General features: G+C 45.7%; 16 protein-coding genes and 1 pseudogene. 10 read left to right on the top strand and 7 right to left on the bottom strand.

The window, feature by feature from the left end:
* Nucleotides 1-107 precede the first annotated feature (107 nt).
* A complete protein-coding gene (locus H735_RS26590) occupies nt 108-2168 on the bottom strand; it encodes a sensor histidine kinase (protein WP_020195181.1) in 2061 nt (686 codons plus the stop codon).
* A 178-nt stretch (nt 2169-2346) separates the two neighbouring features.
* On the opposite strand from H735_RS26590, the gene H735_RS26585 reads away from it, so the two are divergent.
* Nucleotides 2347-3696, top strand: a complete 1350-nt coding sequence (locus tag H735_RS26585; RefSeq protein WP_005438233.1) for a sigma-54-dependent transcriptional regulator — start codon at nt 2347-2349, stop codon at nt 3694-3696.
* 64 nt (nt 3697-3760) lie between these two features.
* Here the strand turns inward: H735_RS26585 and brnQ are convergent, their stop codons facing one another.
* Nucleotides 3761-5071, bottom strand: a complete 1311-nt coding sequence (gene brnQ, locus H735_RS26580) for a branched-chain amino acid transport system II carrier protein (protein WP_020195180.1) — start codon at nt 5069-5071, stop codon at nt 3761-3763.
* Nucleotides 5072-5907: 836 nt separating this feature from the next.
* Between brnQ and H735_RS26575 the strand changes: the two genes are divergently transcribed.
* The 3 genes from H735_RS26575 (at nt 5908) to lhgO (ending at nt 10365) form a co-directional block, all read left to right on the top strand.
* Nucleotides 5908-6918: a TAXI family TRAP transporter solute-binding subunit gene (locus tag H735_RS26575; protein ID WP_005374185.1), complete on the top strand. Its 1011-nt coding sequence runs from the start codon at nt 5908-5910 to the stop codon at nt 6916-6918.
* Nucleotides 6919-7006: 88 nt separating this feature from the next.
* Nucleotides 7007-9130, top strand: a complete 2124-nt coding sequence (locus tag H735_RS26570) for a TRAP transporter permease (protein ID WP_020195179.1) — start codon at nt 7007-7009, stop codon at nt 9128-9130.
* 8 nt (nt 9131-9138) lie between these two features.
* Complete coding sequence (gene lhgO / locus H735_RS26565) at nt 9139-10365, top strand: L-2-hydroxyglutarate oxidase (RefSeq protein WP_020195178.1); 1227 nt, start codon at nt 9139-9141, stop codon at nt 10363-10365.
* A gap of 47 nt (nt 10366-10412) precedes the next feature.
* Here lhgO and H735_RS26560 read toward each other — a convergent pair whose 3' ends face one another.
* Nucleotides 10413-10820, bottom strand: coding sequence for a cystatin domain protein (locus tag H735_RS26560; protein WP_020195177.1), 408 nt, complete (start codon nt 10818-10820; stop codon nt 10413-10415).
* A gap of 169 nt (nt 10821-10989) precedes the next feature.
* Between H735_RS26560 and H735_RS26555 the strand changes: the two genes are divergently transcribed.
* Complete coding sequence (locus H735_RS26555) at nt 10990-12234, top strand: NADH:ubiquinone reductase (Na(+)-transporting) subunit B (RefSeq protein ID WP_020195176.1); 1245 nt, start codon at nt 10990-10992, stop codon at nt 12232-12234.
* Nucleotides 12235-12648: 414 nt separating this feature from the next.
* On the top strand, nt 12649-14049 hold the full coding sequence (locus H735_RS26550) for a tryptophanase (protein WP_009705100.1): 1401 nt from the start codon (nt 12649-12651) through the stop codon (nt 14047-14049).
* Between the two features lie 239 nt (nt 14050-14288).
* Here the strand turns inward: H735_RS26550 and H735_RS31940 are convergent, their stop codons facing one another.
* Nucleotides 14289-14417, bottom strand: a complete 129-nt coding sequence (locus H735_RS31940) for a hypothetical protein (RefSeq protein ID WP_020195174.1) — start codon at nt 14415-14417, stop codon at nt 14289-14291.
* 356 nt (nt 14418-14773) lie between these two features.
* Here H735_RS31940 and H735_RS26540 point away from each other — a divergent pair, with 356 nt between their 5' ends.
* From H735_RS26540 to H735_RS26525, 4 genes are all read left to right on the top strand, one after another.
* On the top strand, nt 14774-15175 hold the full coding sequence (locus H735_RS26540; protein ID WP_020195173.1) for an H-NS family histone-like protein: 402 nt from the start codon (nt 14774-14776) through the stop codon (nt 15173-15175).
* 248 nt (nt 15176-15423) lie between these two features.
* Nucleotides 15424-15576, top strand: a complete 153-nt coding sequence (locus H735_RS26535) for a Hok/Gef family protein (RefSeq protein ID WP_020195172.1) — start codon at nt 15424-15426, stop codon at nt 15574-15576.
* Nucleotides 15577-15682: 106 nt separating this feature from the next.
* Nucleotides 15683-16285: a DUF2913 family protein gene (locus H735_RS26530; protein ID WP_020195171.1), complete on the top strand. Its 603-nt coding sequence runs from the start codon at nt 15683-15685 to the stop codon at nt 16283-16285.
* Nucleotides 16286-16339: 54 nt separating this feature from the next.
* Nucleotides 16340-16552, top strand: coding sequence for a hypothetical protein (locus tag H735_RS26525; protein ID WP_020195170.1), 213 nt, complete (start codon nt 16340-16342; stop codon nt 16550-16552).
* 77 nt (nt 16553-16629) lie between these two features.
* On the opposite strand, the gene H735_RS26520 is transcribed toward H735_RS26525, so the two are convergent.
* From H735_RS26520 to H735_RS26510, 3 genes and pseudogenes are all read right to left on the bottom strand, one after another.
* Entirely contained in the window at nt 16630-17016 is a 387-nt protein-coding gene (locus H735_RS26520; RefSeq protein ID WP_020195169.1) for a hypothetical protein, read from the bottom strand.
* Nucleotides 17016-17522 (bottom strand): annotated as a pseudogene (locus tag H735_RS26515) (hypothetical protein); the annotation flags it as partial. The gene H735_RS26520 and the pseudogene H735_RS26515, both read right to left, overlap by 1 nt.
* Before the next feature lie 411 nt (nt 17523-17933).
* Nucleotides 17934-19073 (bottom strand): cytotoxic necrotizing factor Rho-activating domain-containing protein (locus H735_RS26510; protein WP_042980654.1); only part of this gene is annotated, 1140 nt, incomplete at its 5' end.

The following is a 19073-nucleotide window of genomic DNA, read 5'->3' as shown; positions in this document are numbered from 1 at the left end:
TGCTTGAGAATAGTGTAGGTCAAGGAGGGATTCTTGTATCGAGATCGTGTTTTTCTCAAACAGCGGGGATGCCTAGTTCTAATGATGATTTTGTAATCAATATCAACTTAGGCTGATTTGAACAATAGAGTGAAAGTCAGCCCATTTTGTTCATTCTTATGCACGCTAATTTGTCCATTCATATCACGCATATTGTTGGCCGTAATTGCTAAACCTAGCCCCAATCCTTCCCCAATTTTCTTTGAGGTTTGGAATGGCTCGAACATGGACTCAAGCATCTCATCTGACACGCCGCAGCCATTATCACTGACGATCAGTTCGACCCGATTGCCGGTTGGGTTGACGATCAAGTTGAGCTGCGGGTTGGTGGTGTTGTTCATTGCGTCTAGCGCATTCGAGACAAGATTACCGAGCACCTGAAGCAGTCGTTGTTCTTCACCCATGATGTTAGGTAAGTCATGAGGAACCCGGACACGCACATCCACCTTGTCTAATTGAGATTGATAAACGCGTAAGGTCTCTTCGAGTGCGGAGGTAAGAGAAATTGCTTGTAGGCTTTCTGGTTTGTTATAGGCGAACGTCTTTAGCTGACTAGTCATGCTTGCCATGCGATCAATCAGCTTCTGGACCAATACGTTGTTGGCTTTCATCATCTCGGTTTCACCGCGTTCTGCTAACAGTTCGTTTGTGGTGAGCAGGGTACGCAAGCCTGTCAGTGGCTGATTGAGCTCATGAGTGATCGCGCTCGACATGCGACCCAAGGCGGCCATTTTGCTCGATTCAATTAACTGGCTTTGCGCTTCTTTTAGCGCTTGAGTTCGCTCTTCTACTCGCTGCGCCAGCTCTTGGTTGACCTGTTGCAGTGATTGCTCGGCTTTTTTCCGCTTGCTGATGTCGATGATCGTCGCAAGGAAATACTGCTCGCCATGCCAAGGGAAACTGGTCAGTGAGAACAAGACAGGGAAGACGCTACCGTCACTGCGTCTGGCAATGGTTTCGACCGTGCTGATCTCTGCGAGTTCTTTATGCTTAGGCAAGTCCTTTAGTAACTTGAGTGTGGTGGAATTGGGATTGCCTGCATCGAATAACTCCCAAGCAAAAGCATGTCGATTGACGCTTTCTGGTAAACAGAACAAACGCTTCGCCATTGGGTTGAGATCGAACAGTTGCCCTTGTTCATCAATCAATAGCAAACCAACGTGGGTCTTATTGATCATCTGCTTCAAGCGGCGTTGAGACTCTTCCAACAGAGCTTGAATTCGCTGTTGATTGATGTGCTTTTGGCGACGTTGTAGACCAATGATGACGAGTAATACAACTAACAAGAGCAGCGCCGCTAAGCTCCAACCAATCACGTTGATGGTTTGTTGAATCGGCTTAGAAGGGGTGAGGTAGCTGACGTACCAATTCAAATCATCCAATTTAACGGTGTGTGCAAAATAGCGTTGCTGGTTGAGCGTCCACACACTGATATTGGTGTTGTCGTATAAGCGTTGCGTTTCTAACTGAACGGTGTTGCTTGGTTCGTTAAACCAGTCTGCGTTATAGAGCGAGCTGCTTGATAGGAAAAAGCGTTGCTGGCGATTTTGCAACGTAATGATGTCTTGGCTAGTAATGGTCTGTTCGGTCAATAGGCTAAGGTTGATTTGTACCACCACAATGCCTGCGATATCCAGACCGTCGTAGATAGGGGCTGCAAGATAATACAGCGGGCTCGAACCTTTGGTTTTGTTCACCAAGGAAACACCGCCGCCTTGATTGTGAATTTGTTCCACAATCGCTTTTCGATCAGACAGGCTAAAGCGCTCTTCGATTAGGCTCGAGACCAATACTTCGCCAGAGTTAGACAGGATTAGCCAACCTTCCGTATTGGCGGCTTTATCTAGCTGAGTCAGTTGGGTTTGCAACGGTTCGTAATAAGTCAGATTCCCTTTCACAAACGCGATGGTTTCTGGATTATTGGTTACGAGGTAAGGTAAGTGATAGAAGCGTTTGAGTGCACGGCGAACTTCACCAATATAGTCGAGCAGCTTTTGTTGAGCTTCGGTTTGAGTTTGTACACTCAACCACTGACGGGCAACCTCTCTGCTGGCGCTATAGCAAGACAACATCAGCACTGCCGCAATTGCGACCACAAGCCATGTTTTGCCATTCCTTTTGCGCTGCATACCGACTCCATTCAGCTAGTGCGTTCTCACCAACAGTCATTAAAGAGTGCGCCTAACTGGTTGGATGTTAAAGACTTGTAAGCAAGAAGTGAGATCTAGCTCCTTTTCTCCTCAGTGGTTTTTGCTACCGTTAATGGAGAGCGATTTCTTTCCCACCCCATAAAGCAGGCAGTAACTCATGGCTTTTGACGACACCCCTAAAATTGCACTTATCGAAGACGATGACATTGTTCGTCAGGCTACCAGCCAATGGCTACAACTGGCGGGGTTCGATGTGACCGCATTCAGTTTAGGCGAAGAGGGCAAAGCGGCCATTCTTAGCCAAGAATTTGATGCGATTGTCAGTGACGTTCGCCTGCCAGACACCGATGGCTTGTCGATACTAGAAAGCCTGATTGCCAATCACATTCCAACGCCAGTTATTTTGATCACCGGACATGGTGACGTCGATATGGCGGTAGGGGCGTTACAAAACGGTGCGTTCGATTTTATCGAGAAACCTTTTCAACCTGAGCGCTTGTCCCAACGAGTGACCGAAGCGGTAGAGAGCTATCGCGCGCAAACGTCTACTCAAGATCGCCAAGAGTACCTATCTAGCGTTAGCGGCTTAGAAGAAGTGTTGATTGGGCGAAGCCGAGTGATGCAACAGCTTAGAGAACAAGTTGCCAAGTTAGCGCGCATTGATACCAATGTGATCATTTACGGTGAGACAGGTTGTGGTAAAGAGCTGGTGGCGACCAGTTTGCACAATGAAAGCCAACGTAGAACCCATCATTTTGTGCCAATCAACTGTGGCGCAATTCCTGAGAATCTGTTTGAAAGTGAGCTGTTTGGGCATGAAGCTGGGGCTTTTACCGGAGCGGGTAAAAAGCGTATTGGTAAGTTGGAATACGCGGATAAAGGCACTTTATTCTTTGATGAAATCGAGAGTATGCCGCTGTCCATGCAGGTGAAAGTGTTGCGTTCATTACAGGAACATACGGTTGAGCGCGTTGGAGGCAATCAACAGATCTCAGTTGATTTGAGAGTGATCGCCGCCGCGAAAGAAGATCTCAATGATCATGATGAGTTTCGTCAGGATTTGTACTATCGACTCAATGTGGCGCAGATCTATTTGCCACCGCTACGTGAGCGAGAAGAAGACGCGTTGATCTTGTTCGAACACTTTGCTTTGAAAAGTAACCCTGAGAGTCGTCCGCTTAGTGAGGCCGATAGAAAAGCCATTCTTGCTTACGCTTGGCCCGGTAACGTGCGCGAGCTAAGGAATGTCGCGATGCGTTTTGCACTGGATGAAACCGTCTCCGTAATGGAAATTCTCTCCAGTCGACCATCTTCTACAACCGAAGAGACACAAGCAGGCGTTCCGTTGGCGATTCAGCTGCACAACTTTGAACGTAAGGTGCTGCATGACTCGCTAGTTCGACATCAAGGACGAATTACGGATGTGATGGTCGAGCTAGATTTACCGCGCCGAACCCTCAACCAAAAGATGCAGAAGTTTGGTTTGAATCGCTCTGATTACACATAGAAAAAACGGCTTCTGAGGAAGCCGTTTTTTGTTGAGGTACTTATTTGTTAAGGTACTTGCCAATCTAGGCTTGGTTTACCAACTCGGCTTGTTGTTGGTTTGCCTTGCGGGTAAAGACTACACCCACAATCACCATCGCAATGGTTGGAACAATCCAGCTTGCAAAGTAGTGGTACAGCGGCATGTTGCTGTCTAACCATTGGTTTGCGGCTTCTGGCATGTAACCTAGGATGTGCAGCGCATCAACACAACCAAACGTTAGAGCAGTGAACGCCGTCGCGACCACCATGATTTGCGACATCTTGTTGCGCACTGGTGCCATGATCATCAACGCAATCGCTACTGGGTGAAGCGCTACAACCGCAGGTAATGTGATAGCCAATAGCTGCTCTAGACCTACGTTAGCGATCAAACCTGCCAATACCATGGTCGTGATAACGCAGCCTTTGTAGTTCACTTTGCTGAAAGTGTTGTCGTAAAACTCACTGCCTGCTGTGGTTACGCCGATAGCAGTAGTCAAACACGCTAATACCATCACGGCACCTAGTAATAGTGAGCCAAATGCGCCGAAGTGGCTGAAGGTGAATGCCGTTAAAATGTCGCCGCCATTACTGAACTCAGAACCCAAGTATGAGCTTGTCGAACCAATGTAAGCCAATGAGATGTAGACAAATGCCATGGCAACTGCGTACATCAAAGCTGCGATTAGCGTGTATTTTGCGGTGGCTTTCGGACAATCCACACCCATGCTGCGAATCGCTCGGAAGATGATCCAACCAAAACCGATAGAACCTAGCGCGTCCATGGTCATGTAGCCTTGGGTTAAGCCTTCAGCAAATGCGCCAGATACATATGGTCCCGTTGCAGTAGTAAGCTCGCCGGCTGGATAAACCAGAGCGGTTACAGACATGATCATTAAAATAGCCATCAATGCCGGGGTTAAGATCTTGCCTAGGTTGTCGACTAACTTGCCCGGGTATAGCGCAAACAAAATGGTGATAACACAGAAAGCAATTGTGAAAGGTACCAAAGCGGCATCACCAAACATTGGTGCAAAGCTAAATTGGTAAGCGACGGTAATCGCACGTGGGATCACGAACGCAGGACCAATCACGATAAATACCATTACCCAAAAACTGGTCGCCAAAGGTTTAGGTAGGGCGGCGGTTAATTTGTCTGAACCGTTTACGATAGCGACCATCACCAGTGCCATTGCAGGCAGACCTACGCCCGTTAAGAGGAAGCCAGACATCCCGCTCAGAAAGTTTTCACCTGCTTGGTAACCCAAAAATGGAGGGAAGATCAGGTTACCCGCGCCTAAGTACATGGCGAAAGTCATGAAGCCCAAAGCGGCGATATTGCGTGCGCTTAACATTGTTATTCCTCTTATGTTTCGCTTGGAAGAAACTGAAAGGAATGGGAGGAGTATGTGGTGTTCCCGTCAGCTTCTTCTCAAGCTGACAGAAAGTTTAGATATAGCCTGTCAGCTCTGAATCAGTTCCAGAGAGAGCAGGAGGATCGCAGCAGCAACGCCAGATGGGCGTTTTAAAGCGAATTGTGATTGCGCAGTTGCTGACATGAGTGATCCTTAGTGACAAAAAAGCACCAAGGAATACGTTTGCCTTGGTGTGTAGTTACCCTAACGAACATGAGGCTATTGGCACAACCCCGAAGTAGAAAATAAGTTGATACGGTCAATGTTTGTTTCTGAACTGGTGGATCGAACTGGTTTTTAAACTCAAAATCAGAATAAATGACTTTTCATTTCTGTAACATGGCTTGTTTTGCTGTATTTTTGTGCTATTTGTAGTCGTTTAGGCTATACACCTCCGCTGATAAAGTGAGCAGTTTAGAATGATGCGCTTTTTCTTCTTATTGTTAAGACGCTTATTAGTTGCAGTTCAATCCAAAATTGCATCGGCAAAATATTGCTTATTAGCGAATTAGGCATTTGTTTCGTGTTGGTCACATTTCATTAACCTTTTGCGATCTAGGCGTGCAACCTTCTCCTCTTGAATAAGCAAGATCTTGCTCATCGCTTTGCTACCAAATCAGCATAATTTTGCTCATTTTTGATGTCTTTCTGTGCTTAGGTCAATAAATACAATGACTTAAAAGTTGGCATTTCAATTGCTCTTGGGAATTTGTTGTTAATAAAGATTTACCATGATGTAAATCCCCAATCGTGAAACGACTACACGGAGAGTAATAATGAAAATGAACAAGCTGGTAAAAGCTTTGGCTGTCGCTGTGACTTCTTTTGGTATTGCTGCTAATGCTGCGGCAGAAGATCGTAGCTACATTCTTGCAACGGCATCGACAGGTGGTACTTACTACCCTGTGGGCGTAGCACTGGCGACGTTAAGCAAAGTGAAATTGGCACCAAAGCACCACTTCTCCCTTTCTGCTATCAGCTCTGCGGGCTCTGGTGAAAACGTCAAACTGCTGAACGAAAACGAAGCACAGTTCGCGATTCTACAAGGTCTTTATGGTGCGTGGGCTTGGTCTGGTGAAGGTCCTTATGAGAAGAGCGGTCGTCAAGAACAACTACGTTCAGTCTCTATGCTGTGGCAAAACGTTGAGCACTTTATTGTTCGCTCTGACTTAGCAAAAACTGGCACAGTGACTGACCTGAACAACCTAGATGGCAAGAAGTTCTCTATCGGTAAGAAGAACTCTGGTACTGAGAACTCGGGTCGCCAAATCATGAAAGGTCTGAAGGTAGACCCTGATAAATTCAATCTTGCTTACATGGGCTACGGCGGCAGCGCGAGCGCACTTCAAAACGGTACCATTGACGGCATGAACACGCCTGCAGGTGTACCTGTTGGTGCGGTTACTCAAGCTTTTGCTGCGTTGGGTAAAGACATTTCGATTCTTTCGTTTACTGACGAGCAAATCAAAGAGGCGAACGGTAACTACAACCTATGGACGAAGTACGAAATTCCTGCGAACACGTATCCAGGTCTAGATAAGCCGATCACTACCATTGCACAGCCAAACTTCTTGGCAGTTCGTGAAGATATCTCGGAAGAAGACGTTTACCAGCTAACCAAAGCGATCTACGAGAACCTGCCTTTCCTACAAGGCATCCACAAAGCAACAAAAGCAATGGCGATTGAGAAAGCGATTGCTGGCTTGCCAGTGCCTCTTCACCCAGGCGCGGCGCGTTACTACAAAGAAATGGGCATCGAAATCCCATCAGACCTAATGGCGAAATAACGCCTACTTCGCCCCGAGTTTCGGCTCGGGGCATTTTATCCCTACCGATTTCTAAGATGGAAAAAGCCGCCAGAGCTTGGAGTATGAGATGAGCGACTCAATAGAAAAGGAATTGCAGAAGTTTGAGCTGCCCACACGCACTGATTTTCCGTGGGTAACCACCACAATTACAGTGTTTGGCGTGGTGTTGTCTGCTTTGCACATTTGGTTTAATACCTTATCGACGTTACCAGAGTTATGGATTTCCGCGACCCACTTTGCTGGCTTTGCGGTGATTTGTGCGCTTTGGTATCCGGCTCATATCTCTCTCAAGCAGAGTAAGATTGCACTCGGCATCGATGTGTTGATTGCCATGGGCGCGGTCGCGTGTTTGCTCTACATTCCCTATGCCGAAGATGCGCTATATGAACGCGGTGTGAAGTTTGTGACCAGCGATTGGGTCTTCGCCATCATGGCAATCCTGATTGTTATTGAGCTGATTCGACGCACCATGGGTTGGTTTATTCCAGTGCTGATTGTGGTGTGTTTAAGCTACGTTGTGCTTTGGGGTAAGTGGGCGACAGGTATTTTCCACTTCCCGGGTTTGAGCATGGAAACCTTGCTCTACCGTAGCTTCTATTCTTCCGAGGGCATGTTTGGTTCTATCTCGCGCATCAGCTGGACTTTCGTATTCATGTTCATTCTGTTTGGTGCGTTTCTTGTGCGCTCTGGTGTTGGTGATTACATCATCAATGTGGCTCGTGCTGCGGCTGGAAAAATCATCGGCGGTCCGGGTTTTATTGCGGTGATTGGCTCCGGTTTGATGGGCTCAGTATCGGGCTCTAGTGTGGCAAATACGGTTTCCACCGGTGTTATCAGTATTCCTTTAATGCAAAAAGCAGGTTTTCCTTCGCGCTTTGCGGCGGGGGTTGAAGCTGCAGCGTCGACAGGTGGTCAGTTGATGCCACCAGTGATGGGGGCGGGTGCTTTCATCATGGCGTCTTACACGCAAATTCCTTATGTCGATATCATCGCAGTTTCTTTCATTCCTGCTCTTATCTATTTCTTGTCTGTGGCGTTCTTTGTGCGTATTGAAGCTAAACGCAGCGGCGTTCAAAAAATCACGACCAGCGATGAATCTCTACTGAAAGTGCTGATCAGCGGTTGGCACAACCTTATCCCGCTGGCGGTATTGGTTACTTTGTTGGTTCAAGGTTTTACACCGACTTACGCCGCGGGCTTGTCGATCATCTCAGTGGTGGTGGCGTCTTGGTTCTCGAAAGATCACAAGATGGGACCAAAAGCGATCATCGAAGCACTTTCGCAAGGCGCGAAAAACATGGCGACAACTGCCGTATTGCTGGTGGGTATTGGTCTGGTGATCAATGTGATCAGCACAACGGGTATCGGCAACACGTTCTCACTGATGATCGACGGTTGGGCGAATGGCGACTTGTTCATCATGATCGTTCTGATTGCGCTCGCTTCTCTTGTTTTAGGTATGGGTTTACCTGTGACAGCGGCGTATATTGTATTGGGTACTCTGTCTGCCCCTGCGCTTTACAAGTTAATTGCGGAAAACCAATTGCTTGAATTGATGGTGTCGGGTCAACTGCCTGAACAAGCAAAAGCCATTTTTATGTTGGCGGCGCCAGAAAAGCTGGAACTGCTTAACGCACCAATGACGTTGGAAACCGCAAAAGAAATGGTGGCGCTAGTGCCTGCGGACTTTATGGAAACTCTATTAGAGCAAAGTTTGGGTATGGAAGCGGTAGGCTTGGCATTGCTGGCTGCTCACCTCATCATCTTCTGGTTATCGCAAGACAGCAACGTTACGCCTCCAGTGTGTTTGACCGCCTTTGCTGCGGCAACCATCGCGAAAACACCGCCAATGCGTACCGGTTTGATGGCATGGAAAATCGCTAAAGGTTTGTATCTTGTACCGCTGCTGATTGCTTACACAGGCTTAGTAAGTTGGGATGTAACGTCGGTAATTACCGTGGGCTTCTTCGCCATCATCGGAACCTATGCATTGATTGGTGCGATTGAAGGTTACTTGGAAGGTCCTCTAAACATTCTGACGCGTCTCTTGTTGGTAGTGGTGGGTACATTGCTGGTTTGGCACGACATCCCAATGTTGCTTCGTGTGGCAAGCTGCGCGGTATTTGTCGCGGTATTCATTTACAGTGGTCGCAAGTTCAAATTGCAACAATCTCAACTATCGGTTTTATAAGAGGTCGTATGAAATCAGTCTATGACTACATCATTGTCGGTGGCGGTATCGTTGGTGTGTCGACGGCATGGCAACTGCAGCAACGTCACCCAAACAAATCCATTTTATTGGTTGAGAAAGAGTCCGGTTTTGCCAAGCACCAAACCGGACACAATAGCGGCGTGATTCATGCCGGGGTGTACTATGCTCCGGGCAGCTTAAAAGCCGATTTTTGTAAGCGCGGGGTAGAGCGAACTATTTCGTTCTGTGCTGAGCACGGTATTCCGGTGGAGAACTGTGGCAAGTTATTGGTTGCGACCAATGAGCAAGAAGTCGAACGCATGAATGCCCTCTATGAGCGCTGCCATGTCAACGGCATTGACGTAAAGCTACTCGATGAAGTTCAGCTTAAACTCGCTGAGCCAAACATCACGGGCTTGGGCGCGATTTATGTCAAAACCACCAGTATTGTCGATTATCGTTTGGTCACTGAGCAGATGGCGGAAGAGTTCAAAAAGCTCGGAGGGCAAATCAGCCTTAGGACCAAAGTTGTGGCTGCCGAAGAGAAGGATGAAGAAGTCCAACTGACCTGCATTTCAGACGGTCAAACGATGCAGCTCAATGCCAAATTCTTGGTCACTTGCAGCGGCTTGATGGCGGATCGCATGACTAAGATGATGTCTATTCCGACCGATTTCCAAATCATTCCTTATCGTGGTGAATACTACCGCTTAGATAGCAAACACGACCAGGTGGTGAATCATCTTATTTATCCAATTCCAGACCCTGACTTGCCTTTCTTGGGTGTCCACCTGACTCGCATGATTGACGGCAGTGTGACCGTCGGTCCAAACGCGGTGCAAGGCTGGAAGCGAGAAGGGTACGACAAGGTTAACTTTAGCCTGCAAGATACCATGCAAATGCTGAGCTTCTCCGGTTTCTGGAAGGTGACACAAAAGCATCTAAAAACCGGACTGGATGAGTTTAAGAACTCGTGGTGGAAGCCGGGCTACCTCAAGTTGGTCAACAAATATTGCCCTAGCATCAAGGTAGAAGATCTCAAACCATATCCTGCGGGTATTCGTGCGCAAGCCGTGTTATCCGATGGCACTTTGGTTCATGACTTTTTGTTTGCCGAGAGCGCAAGAAGCCTGCATGTTTGCAACGCCCCCTCTCCTGCAGCGACATCTGCAATGCCGATTGGGGAATACATTTGCGATAAAGTGAATGAGAAGATAGAGGCGAAAACGGTATAAAACAAAGGCGACGTAACTGTCGCCTTTATTGTATTTGAATCTGGGAATTAGGAGCTGCCATCTTTAGGGCAGAGTTCGCCTTTCTTGGCGTGCCTTTCTATCATGTAATCGCCGCGAGCACTGTGCAGGACAATTGCGTTCCAGACTTCTCCATCTTTAAGCTCGAACTCCATCGCATAGTGTGTACCGCCGACGATTTGAGTTCTGACATCATTAATTTGTTTTAGCTTATCCGTCGCATTCATTTGATGCAGAATCATGCTGAGCGAGCGCTCGGCATCCGGTGTCACTTTCGCCACTTGCCAACCACCAGGGACACCACCTTTTGAGCCGCAGATGGCTTGCATTTTCTTCTTCAAACCAGGAGACATTTGCTTGTCTACGGCTAATGCATTACCTGCAAATGAAAAAGCGGCCAACGACATCATCGCGGTCCACATCATCCTTAACTTCATAATCCACTCCATTGTTTTGTTATTGATTGAGTATAAGCACGCCTTTCACGGTTTACATAATAGCAAGGTCTTCTGTGCCAACTGATAAATACGTAATGGGGGAGTTAAACAGGCTAAAAACGATCGCTTTTGATAGCGGCTCGTAACATTCTTTAGAGGAGGAGACGTTATGAGTCTGAAGCATTATTTTGAAAAGGTCTCACCAAAGTTTGAACCGGGAGGCCAGTACCACAAGTTCTACCCACTCTTCGAAGCTGTTGAAACCCTTTTTTATACGCCAGGTAAAGTGAATCACGGCGTAACCCATGTTCGAGACAGCATCGATTTGAAGCGCATCATGATCATGGTGTGGTTAGCCGTATTCCCCGCGATGTTTTGGGGTATGTATAACATCGGTCAGCAATCCAGCGATGCTCTGCTTTATGGTCTTGACCAAGCTGCCGCTCAACAAGCCATTGATGCCTCTTGGGGGCTGAGTTGGGTTTGGGGTTCAGTAGAGGCGGCCAGCCAAGCGGGTTGGGCGAGTAAAATGCTGGTCGGTGCAACCTACTTTTTGCCTGTCTACGCGACTGTGTTTGTAGTTGGCGGTTTTTGGGAAGTGCTGTTTGCTATCGTCCGCAAGCACGAGGTGAATGAAGGCTTCTTTGTTAGCTCCATTCTGTTTGCGTTAATTCTCCCGCCTACCATTCCGTTGTGGCAAGCCGCACTGGGTATCACTTTTGGTATCGTGGTAGCGAAAGAGATCTTCGGTGGCACGGGACGTAACTTCTTAAACCCCGCATTGGCAGGGCGTGCGTTCTTGTACTTCGCCTATCCTGCGAATATGTCTGGCGGCGCCGTTTGGGTTTCGGCTGATGGCTACTCTGGTGCAACCCCTCTTAGCCAATGGTACGAAGGTGGTCAGAGCGCTTTGACCAACAATATGACAGGCCAACCTATCTCTTGGATGGACGCTTTCGTCGGTAATTTGCCGGGTTCTATGGGAGAAGTCTCGACCCTGCTGATCGCGCTTACAGGTCTGGTGCTGATCTTTATGAAGATCGCTTCGTGGCGGATTGTTGCGGGTGTCTTTGTTGGCTTAGCCGTGACGTCGTTACTGCTTAATGCTATTGGTTCGAATACGAATCCTATGTTCTCTATGCCTTTCTATTGGCACTTTGTGATTGGTGGTGTCGCGTTTGGTACTTTCTTTATGGCGACAGACCCCGTATCGGCTGCCTTCACCAATGGTGGTAAATGGGCTTACGGGATCTTGATTGGTGTGATGACGATATTTATCCGAGTGCTCAACCCTGCTTACCCAGAGGGCATCATGCTTGCCATTTTGTTCGCTAACTTGTTTGCGCCGTTGTTTGATTACATGGTGAAAGAGCAGAATATTAAACGTAGAGTCAAGCGCCGTGCCGCAGGGTGATTTGTAATAAGTAGCCCTAGTTATATTGAGGTTTCCACCTGCAACTGGTTGCCAATAAGTCCTTAAAAACTTGGAATTTTATAGTTTATTGGTATGAAAAATGAGGGCGGGTTCACTGAAAATTGTTTAAATCTTGCTCTATAGTGAAAAGGTCAGCGGCGCAGTGTCACTGACCTTTACTTTATTTAGAACAGGAGGACGAGAATGACGAGAATTAAGGATATTCTTGATAGCCGTTTAGTGCTGTCGTTCTGGTATAACCTCGATTACGGTTTGTCCCTTCTCAGTAAAATCTCTCTTCGTTAATTTCCTCAATGCGCCCGCATTGAACCTTTCTATTTTTCTAATAAAAATCAAGAATTTGAAGCAGATTGCGCTTATTCGCGCAAAGCAATGCGTATAAGGAAATTAATAATGAAACGTATCCCAGAACCGTTCCGCATTAAAATGGTTGAGCCAATTAAAATGACGACATTGGCTGACAGAGAGATTGCCCTTAAACAAGCAGGTTTTAACCCATTTCTTCTTCGCAGTGATGATGTTTACATCGACCTGCTGACCGACTCTGGCACTGGTGCTATGAGTGACAATCAGTGGGCAGGCATCATGATGGGTGATGAGTCCTACGCGGGGAGTCGCAACTACTACAACTTGTGTGATGCGGTAGAGCACTTCTTTGGTTACAAGCTTACTGTGCCAGCGCACCAAGGCCGTGGTGCCGAGCAAATCTTATTCCCAGCTCTGATTGAGCGTATGCGTCAGGTTCGTGGAGGTGAGACTCCAGTGTTCATCTCTAACTACCATTTCGATACTACAGCGGGCCACATTGAACTCAATGGCGGTAAAGCGATTAACGTGGTGACGGAAGAAGCGTTCGATACGACAACGCCATATGACTGGAAGGGGAACTTTGACCTGAATAAGCTGGTGGCAACGATTGAAGAACATGGTTCTCACAATATCTGTGCGATCATCACAACGGTCACGTGTAACAGCTCTGGTGGTCAGCCTGTGTCGATGGAAAACATGCGCAGCGTGTACGAAATCGCAACTAAGTACGACATCCCTGTGGTGATCGATTCGGCTCGCTACTGCGAAAACGCTTACTTTATCAAGCAGCGTGAAGCGGGTTACGAGAACAAGTCGATTCTGGAAATCATCCGTGAGATGTACCAATACGGCGATATGCTCACTATGTCTGCGAAGAAAGACCCAATGGTGAACATTGGTGGTATGTGCTGTATTCGCGATCATCAAGAGTTGTTCCAAGCGGTACAAACACGATGCGTTCCGATGGAAGGTTTTGTCACTTACGGTGGTATGGCTGGACGTGATATGGAAGCCTTGGCTCGTGGTCTGTATGAAGGCGCTGATGAAGATTACCTTCACTACCGCATTAGCCAAGTTCAGTACTTGGGTGAGCGTCTGCGCGAAGGTGGCATTCCAATCCAATACCCAACCGGTGGTCATGCCGTCTTTGTTGATGCGGCTAAGATTTTGCCTCATATCCCACCAGAGCAATTCCCTGCACAAGTGTTGTGTAATGCTTTGTACTTAGAGGCGGGGATTCGAGCGGTAGAGATTGGTTCGCTGTTGCTTGGTCGAGATCCGGAAACAGGTGAACAGAAAGCCTCTGAGCTGGAGTTGATGCGTTTGACCATTCCACGTCGTGTGTACACTAACGACCATATGGACTACATCGCCGATGCAATCATTGAGTTGAAGGACCGAGCGCATGAGTTGAAGGGGTTAACCTTTGATTACGAGCCGCCAGTGCTTCGTCACTTCACTGCACGTTTTCATAATATTGAATAAGATGGGTTTCTAGAAAAGCAAAAGGCTGCGGTGTTCGCAGCCTTTTTCATCTGTGCATGAATTTTATTGATGAGCACTTGTTGTCGCTCTTCTGAGCTGCGCTGCGGGTAATCACTTTCCATTTCATAAACCAGAGCAAATTTGAAGTTTTCATTTTTGCTCATCCAAAGCAGACCAGAAAGAGAGTCACCGGTATCAAAAGCGGTCCCTCCTTTTTCAAGATGCTCTTGGTAACGTCGCTAGATGCCCGTCATATACTCATCGTAAGATGAATACACTGAGCTTTGAAATGCCGCTTTAAAATCTTCGGTTGTTTGACCGTCATCATACATAAATTCACCGGTCTTCGTGGCCATGATGCGTTTCATATCACCTCCTAGTCGCCATGCACTAAATATAATGGGTCAACATTCTTCAACATCCCCTGCCTTGGGGTGACGATCTTAGACCATAGATGGAAAATACAAGCGGAATGCCGCCCAACGTAAAGCCTTTCCCATAGGGTAACACCCAAGTCACTAACTGTATTAAGAAAGTATGTTTGCTTTTCTTGGCCGATCTACATTGATCAAACTCAAAATATTTTCGTGATACACCTAAATAGACAATTTACGACAAACGTTAAAACCAAATAAAGATAGAAATGCTTACAAATACGGAATAAGAACGTAATACAATGCCCTTTCCATACTCTAATTACATACGATTAAAACAAGAGGAATTCATGTCGGAAGAACTAGCCAAAACGTTATTAAATATTCGTTCTCTACGAGCTTATTCAAGAGAACTCACCCTTGAACAATTAGAAGAAGCGCTTGATAAACTAACGACCGTGGTTTTAGAGCGTCAAGAAGCGGAAGAGGAACAGCAAGCGGCGCAAGCCGAGCAAGAAGCGAAACTGGCAGAGATAGCTAAACAGATAAGTACAAATGGTATTGATGTAGATGCCCTCGTTAATGCTCTATCAAGACAAAAAGTAGCGAAAACAAAACGCGCACCACGTCCAGCAAAATACAGTTACTTGGTGAATGGCAAAGAGAAAACTTGGACGGGTCAGGGTAGAACCCCTGCGACAATTCAAGAACAATTGGACGCAGGAAAAATCCTTGACGATTTTCTGATTTAAACCAATTGAAAGATGGTCATGATGCCTTAGCGTTTGCTAGGGCATTTTTTTACTTGAGGCATGGGTAGAGCTTTGAAAAGAAAAGCTTTAAAATGTCGCTGGGTGCTCTTGGTTTTCTGCCATGAGCAAAACCTGTTTTGTTAGTGGTAGAAAATACAAAGCCCCGAATGAACTATAAATTCAAACGAGGCCACGTATATGTACTTCACAATACAGATACTAGCCTCTTCGCTAATAGGAGGCAAGTTATGCCGAATAAAAAATATGCTCTTTTAGGGCTTGTCACTGTTTGTATTACCGCGCTATGCGCGTTGGGACTGGTACGCGACTCACTCTGTGAATTTGAATATCACACCGCAAATACAAACGTTCTGGCAAAATTGGCCTACGAAGCGAAGTAAGCTGGACAAGGGGCGGTTCCGAACCGCCCCTTGATTCAGTCTTGTTAAGATGTAGACCAACGAGCACCCATATTTCATATCATGATTAGAGCAATCCTAAAACACGATGCAAATCAAACGAGACGTTGAGTATTATCACAACCTGCATAACCTAGTCACTCATGCCTTGCTTCACTTACTTCACTTGCTTGGTAAAGTATCAGCGACGATTCGCCACGTTCCAGTCAGCACCCGAAACGAAATTCTCATCAAATACTTAAAGCCCAAGGTGGCCGATAAATCCTTATCGAACATCAAAAAGGACATTAAGTTGATGCTCAATGTTGCACGAAAGAAAGGCGGGAATCTAGAAATGAGACTGTACGACTTGAACTCACAAGCCAATCAAACGAAACTTGTTAGCGCTGAAAAGTTGTATAACTTACTGGTTCATTTATATGACGCAGAAGGGATCGAATTTCGATTGTTTGAAGAAGGCAGTGAAGCGGAAACCGGTATTCTTTACATGATTGAAGACCAAATAGAACATGGCTTCGATCAACAACATAAGCAAGTTGCCCCACTTTCGATGCTCATCCAGTTAGAGCGAGCCCCCGCTCTTATTGACTCGATAAACCAGCACGGTCTTTTCGTTGCTGAAATGAAAGAATGGAATGCTGAGACACATCAAGCGCACATCCTTATTCATCCAGTTAACCATCAGATGTAATATCGCTACGAAATTTGCACTGTAGAACACAAAGCAACTTAGGACACCGATTTTATGCCGACTTTTCACGTTACGTACTTCAATGCGAAAGAAAAGGAAATTGAGGAAGAAAGCATCTTCATGAAGAATCTAGTGACAGCAAAACGCTCTGCGTCTCACCATGCTCCTGATGACACTCGACACATAGTAATTAAAGACTTGATGGAAAAAACACTAACGCGCTATGACGAGGGCGAAGGTTGGAATGACACACCTAAAGAAGCATAACGTCAAAATGACAATGACATTTTGACGTTATTCACCGAGTTAGGACTGAGTTCGCACTAAGTGCCATTACGTTAAATTCATGGCATATATCCCGTTAATTTTAATAAAATTAAACTCAATACAAGTACAATATAACTCCACATTCCTAATGCGTTAATCCACATAAATCCTTTAAATTTTTTTGAATCAGTTTGTTTGCGATGTCGAATAAAAGGATAAGCAACACAGTAATTGATAAAACGACTTCCAACATCCCAAGATGCTTGATGCTTCGGTCGCATATAGCCATTATTGTCGTAATACTTACTCAGATCTTTAGCTAGCTGCTTATCTATGAAAATAATGTGTTTAAAGCTCCCTAAAGAAACAACAGCAATCATTATTACAGCAGGAATAGACCAAACAAGGGCATAAGTTCCAAAGATCAAACCTAACGAAGCAGCAAGAAGTTCATACCAAGCCATTAGAAAGTTGCCTCAATTTCCGAAACAATGTCTATCGCACTTTCATACAAGAAATACAATCCATCACCTATTGCTTTACCAGTCGCACCGCCAGCTACACCACCAATAAAACCTACAACTTCACGTGTTGTTGTCTTACCACAATCCCCCGAACCATCGACCTTGCACGCCTCATAGATAGAGCTCATGCCACTGGCTGCACCAACCACTAAGCCGACATAACCCAAACCTCTAGCAGCAGAAATCCCTTTCGCTATATTGCCAATGCGCTTACCAAGCTCTTTAACAAAGCCTGTTTTTAAAATTTCATCCGCATTGTGAATAATGGACTTAGTAGAGAGTATGAGATTACGCTTGATTTGTGTGTAAACAGGAAGTTGAACACTGCGCTTAGATAGCATCGCAAATGAGCCATCGAGCTTTTTAAACAGCTCGGCACGGTCAGCAACGAATGCACCGTAATTCATCCCCATACCACCGGTTCGGCTCGCCATAGCAACTTGAGCATAATTTTAGCTATTTAACGTAATGTACACAATGTCGCCCACGGTGTCGGTAGTAAGCCCCGTGTAGCCTCCTCGAATGTAGTAACAAATTGAGTTCTATGGATTATAGTTTGTTCATCCACATAAAAGATGGCACTCTAAACGTAAGAAATACGGCTGAAAGTCGTATAGAAAGCGTTATTTCCGCAACAGATCTCTCAGGCTGAATGTACGTGGTTGTAGCCTAAGAGTGAAAGTGGCGGGGTAATAGGGTGGAAAACAGGCGGCCAGAGATAACCCTGACCGCTTGACCTAATGTTTTCCTGTTAGTTGGCTCTGCCAATTTAATTTCAATGGTAATGATACTTCGACAATACTATCTATTAAAAATTAAATTGGCATGAAAGCATTTTATTTTATGGCTTTTAGAGACTAAAAGCATCTATATTTATTCTTTACAGAACTTGAGTGCAACGTAGTTTTCATTGATGCCAGTGTTTTTACAGAAAAATCAGAAGTTGTGTTTATTTTATCATCTTCAGAATAAGATTTAATTGTTACATTACTTCCAGAACGACTAAGAAGCGCATAAGCTAACCCGATAGAGATATCGTATTTACTCCTTTTGGCTTCATCGTAGTTAAATGTTTCTACAGTCAAACTTTTCTCCGTGATTTTTTTGTCCTCTCTACCGCTATTGGTATATGTAATTGAAGCTTGGTCGTAATACTCACTGAAAAGTGAAACTAATGAGTTATTGCTTAAACCTTCCTTATTTACATTTAAACCAGTAAGCTTCTCATGTGCTTCATGTATTGATTCAACACCATTTATGGCTGTTTTCCAATCACCATTGGCATTAGCAGTTCCTGCATGATAGGCATAAAAGCTATTTTTCCTAGTCGCGTAAACGGCCGTACAACCACTTAAAGCCCCCATACTTACAATAATTGGGGAGTTTTCAGGAATACTGAAATAGGGAATTTCTATACCCAATGAACCATCATATCCATTAGATAATTTAATGACATTAACTGAGAGATCTAGTTTATTATCTCCCCAGTAAGACCCAGCCTTCATTCCAGTATACAAGCTATTTATTTGATCTCCTTTGAATGTATTCAGTATTACGGCATGGCCATTGTCTGTTGCATGTTTTTCACCATAAAAATCAGAATCATTTAAAGAAAAGCTGTCTTTTATGACATTGTTATATTTATCAACACGTACAGCTCGCATATTTACCCCAATCTCTGTTGAGTCACTCGAAGTAATTAGCCCTCTATTCTTTAACGGGCTAATCTTTCCTTGAGCAAGGCGTAAAGTGTCTTTATTTGGCGCCAATCCATCAATATCTTTCAACGTCACAGGGTTATTCCTTACCATCCGATACAGATTTAGCCCATCCACCGTCCCTGCCGGATCTGAAGAAAGCCATCGACCCACCCAAGGTTGGTAGTATCGATAACCATAGTAATACAACCCGGTTGCATCACGCTCTTTGCCCGAATAGCGGACCGTTTTATACTTCACTTCCGCCTGGTTGCGCGCCGTTAAAATAGCTGTCCCCCC

This window comes from Vibrio owensii CAIM 1854 = LMG 25443, assembly GCF_000817815.1.
Lineage (GTDB): Bacteria > Pseudomonadota > Gammaproteobacteria > Enterobacterales > Vibrionaceae > Vibrio > Vibrio owensii.
The sequence above is the reverse complement of the archived record's forward strand: the minus strand, read 5'-3'. Positions and strand labels throughout refer to the sequence as shown.